This is a genomic window from Mesorhizobium sp. M7A.F.Ca.ET.027.03.2.1, from assembly GCF_003999175.1.
Taxonomy (GTDB): Bacteria; Pseudomonadota; Alphaproteobacteria; order Rhizobiales; family Rhizobiaceae; genus Mesorhizobium.
This window is the reverse complement of the sequence record NZ_RZOM01000756.1, coordinates 1-3080: the sequence shown is the minus strand read 5'-3', so window position 1 is coordinate 3080 and position 3080 is coordinate 1. Positions and strand designations below refer to the sequence as shown.

General features: G+C 63.3%; 4 protein-coding genes. All 4 read left to right on the top strand.

Annotation, left to right across the window (positions count from 1 at the left end):
* Window positions 1-388 (top strand): substrate-binding domain-containing protein (locus EN750_RS26260; protein WP_145967921.1); only part of this gene is annotated, 388 nt, incomplete at its 5' end.
* A gap of 61 nt (window positions 389-449) precedes the next feature.
* Window positions 450-1451, top strand: coding sequence for an ABC transporter permease (locus tag EN750_RS26255; RefSeq protein ID WP_127398321.1), 1002 nt, complete (start codon window positions 450-452; stop codon window positions 1449-1451).
* Window positions 1448-2230, top strand: coding sequence for an ATP-binding cassette domain-containing protein (locus tag EN750_RS26250; protein WP_024501560.1), 783 nt, complete (start codon window positions 1448-1450; stop codon window positions 2228-2230). Before EN750_RS26255 ends, EN750_RS26250 begins: the two co-directional genes overlap by 4 nt.
* A gap of 16 nt (window positions 2231-2246) precedes the next feature.
* A partial coding sequence (locus EN750_RS26245) for a DUF4432 family protein (RefSeq protein ID WP_127398319.1) occupies window positions 2247-3080 on the top strand: 834 nt, incomplete at its 3' end.

Here is a 3080-nt window from a genome sequence, read left to right as displayed (position 1 = left end):
CAAATATGATGTGGTCGATTGCGGCACCGACCCGGCCGGCATCATTGCCAAGATGACCGACTACATGGTGGCCAACAATCCGCCGGCGATCATCGCGCTCGGCGATTCCGTCGCGGCCAGCGTCAAGCGGGTGTTCGACGGCGCAGGCGTGCCGGCCGGCAAGATCCCGGTCGTCGGCTGGGGCAATTCGAAGGAAACCGCGGAAGCCGTGAAGTCCGGCTTCGTCAACGCGGCCGCCTGGCAGTTCCCGTCTGCGCAAGGCTTCATGCCGGTGGCGCTGCTCGGGCTCGCCGCGTCGGGCGAACCGATCGGCTACGACATCCATACTTTCAGCCTCTACGACGCCTCGAGCGTCGAACCGATCCTGAAACTCTACGACACGAAGTGAAAACCGGTGCCCGCGGCGCAGGCCGCGGGTACCATTTCAAAGCATGGTTCAAGCAGTCATGATGATCGCCGCAGAAGACGAAATGCCTGTCGGGAAACGCAGATCGAGCCTTATGCGCTCGCCGCAATTCTCCTCGCTCGTCATCCTCATTGTCCTGCTCGCGGTGTTCGCCATCGCCGATGCCAATTTCCTGTCGCCGCTCAACATCTCCAACATGATGGCGTTCCTGCCCGAGCTCGGCATTATCGCGCTCGGCATGACGCTGCTTCTGACGGCGGGCGAATTCGACCTGTCGGTTGGTGCCGTGTTCGGGCTGGCGCCGGTCGTCGTCATGCTTCTGGTGCAGAACGGAGGCGTCGATATCGGCATCGCGCTTCTGGCCGGGCTTCTGCTGTGCATCGCCATCGGCGCCATCAACGGGCTGATCGTCACCAAGATCGGCATTTCGTCCTTCCTGGTCACGCTGTCCATGCTGCTCGTGGTGCGCGGCGCAGCGCTCTACATCACGCAGGGCTTTCCGCTGAAATCCTGGGACCAGCCAGGCTTTTTCGTCACGCTGCTGGCCGGCAGCTTCAATGTCGGGTCGTTCCGGTTCTACACCTCGCTGTGGTGGTTCATCGGTCTCTCGCTGCTGGCGATCTACGTGCTGCGCTCTGCCAAGCTCGGCAACTGGATCAGCGCCATCGGTTCCAACCGGAACGCGGCGGTGGCGCGCGGCGTGCCGGCGGACGCCGTCAAGGTGTGGCTGTTCATCCTGACTTCGGTCCTTGCGGGACTGGCCGGCATGATCAGCGCCTTCCGCATCTCGGCCGCCTCACCGGTGGCCGGCACCGGCTACGAGCTCGAAGTGATCGCCATGGTGGTGGTCGGTGGCACGGCGCTGACCGGCGGACGCGGCACGATCCTCGGCACCATCGTCGGCGCGCTGATGCTGCGCGCGATCCGCAACGGCATCGTGCTGATCGGCGTGCCGGGCCTCGCCTACAACATCTTCGTCGGCCTCATCATCCTCGCCATGCTCATCCTGCACGCTTTGCTGCAGAAGAACGCCGCAAGGGGCTGACGATGGAAGTTCTCCGGCTGCAGAATCTGCAAAAATCCTTCGGCAGCGTTCGGGCGCTGAAGAATGCGTCCTTTGCTCTCAAGGAGGGTGAGGTGGTGGCCTTGCTCGGAGACAATGGCGCCGGCAAATCGACGCTGATCAAGGCGATTTCCGGTGTGTTTCCGATCGACCGTGGCGACATCTATGTGCGCGGCGAGAAGGTCTCGATCCGCTCGACGCGCGATGCCATGGACCTCGGCATCGAGACCATCCACCAGGATACGTCTCTGGCGCCGGATCTCAGCATTGCGCGCAATCTTTTCCTTGGGCGCGAACCGGTCAAGCTGAAATGGCTGGGCGTGTTCGCGCCGCTCGATTTCGCCAAATTGCGCGATGCGGCGTCGGCGCTGTTGAAGCGCGTCGGCATCTCGAAAAAACTCGACGCCGATGCGCTGGTCTCGACGCTGTCGGGTGGCGAGCGGCAGTCGATTGCGATTTCTCGCGCCATGCAGTTCGCCGCCAAGGTCATCATCCTCGACGAGCCGACCAACAATCTCGGTGTCGAGGAAACCCATGGCGTGCTGCGCTTCGTCAAGGAGGTGCGCGACGCCGGTCATTCCGTGCTTTTGATCACCCACAACATCCACCACGTGTTCCAGGTCGCCGACCGCATCATCGTCATGCGCCGCGGCGAGATCGTCGCCGAGCAGACGGTTGCCGATACCGATCTCCTGACCGTGGAGAGCATCATCACCGGCGCCGATATGTCGGCCCTGCTGAAAGAGACGAGAGCGAAGTGAAGAAGTTGGCCGTCACATGGTAGAACTTTACGGCAAGACGCTTTCGCGCCGTCAGGTGTCGGAACGTTCGGGCATGCTGTCGCAATTTGCCGGCGTGCGGCTGATGACGCTTGGCGACGGTGTGGAACGCGGCATCCGCATGCTGGAATTCCGCACCGGCTCGGGCCTGCGCTTCACCGCGCTGGTCGACCGGGCGCTCGACATCGCCGATTGCGACTATAGGGGACAGGCGATCGGTTGGCATTCGCCGAGCGGCTTTCGTCATCCCGGCCTGCACGATTATGGGGGGGAAGGCGGGCTGGCCTGGGCCCGCTCGTTTTCCGGCCTGCTTGTCACCTGCGGCCTCGACCACATATTGGGCCGCGAAGAGGTGCCTGCCGATAGCTACAACTACCCGGGCAAGAAGACCGTGATCCATTCGCTGCATGGCCGCGTCGGCACCATTCCAGCGCGGCTGACCGGTTATGGCGAGGCCTGGGATGGCGACCGCTGCGTGCTTTGGGCCGAAGGCATCGTTCAGCAATCGGCGGTGTTCGGCGAGGACTTGCATCTGATCCGGCGTATCGAGGCCGATGTCGGCGGCAACGAGATCCGGCTGTCGGACCGCGTCGTCAACCATGGCTTCAATCGCACGCCGCACATGTATTTTTACCACGTCAATGTCAGCCACCCCTTGCTCGACGAGGGTTCGCGCTATCTGGCGCCGATCCGCGACGTCGTCTGGGCTGGCCATGCAGGCGAACGCTACGAGGCGCAGAAGGTCGGCTACCGCACCGTGCCGGCGCCGCGACTGGGCTTCAGCGAGCAGGTCTGGCAGCATGAGATGGCGGCCGACGCCAATGGCGAGGTG

Coding starts and splice junctions, on each gene's coding strand:
- EN750_RS26255 (WP_127398321.1), top strand. CDS start 450: ATGATCGCCGCAGAAGACGAAATGCCTGTCGGGAAACGCAGATCGAGC.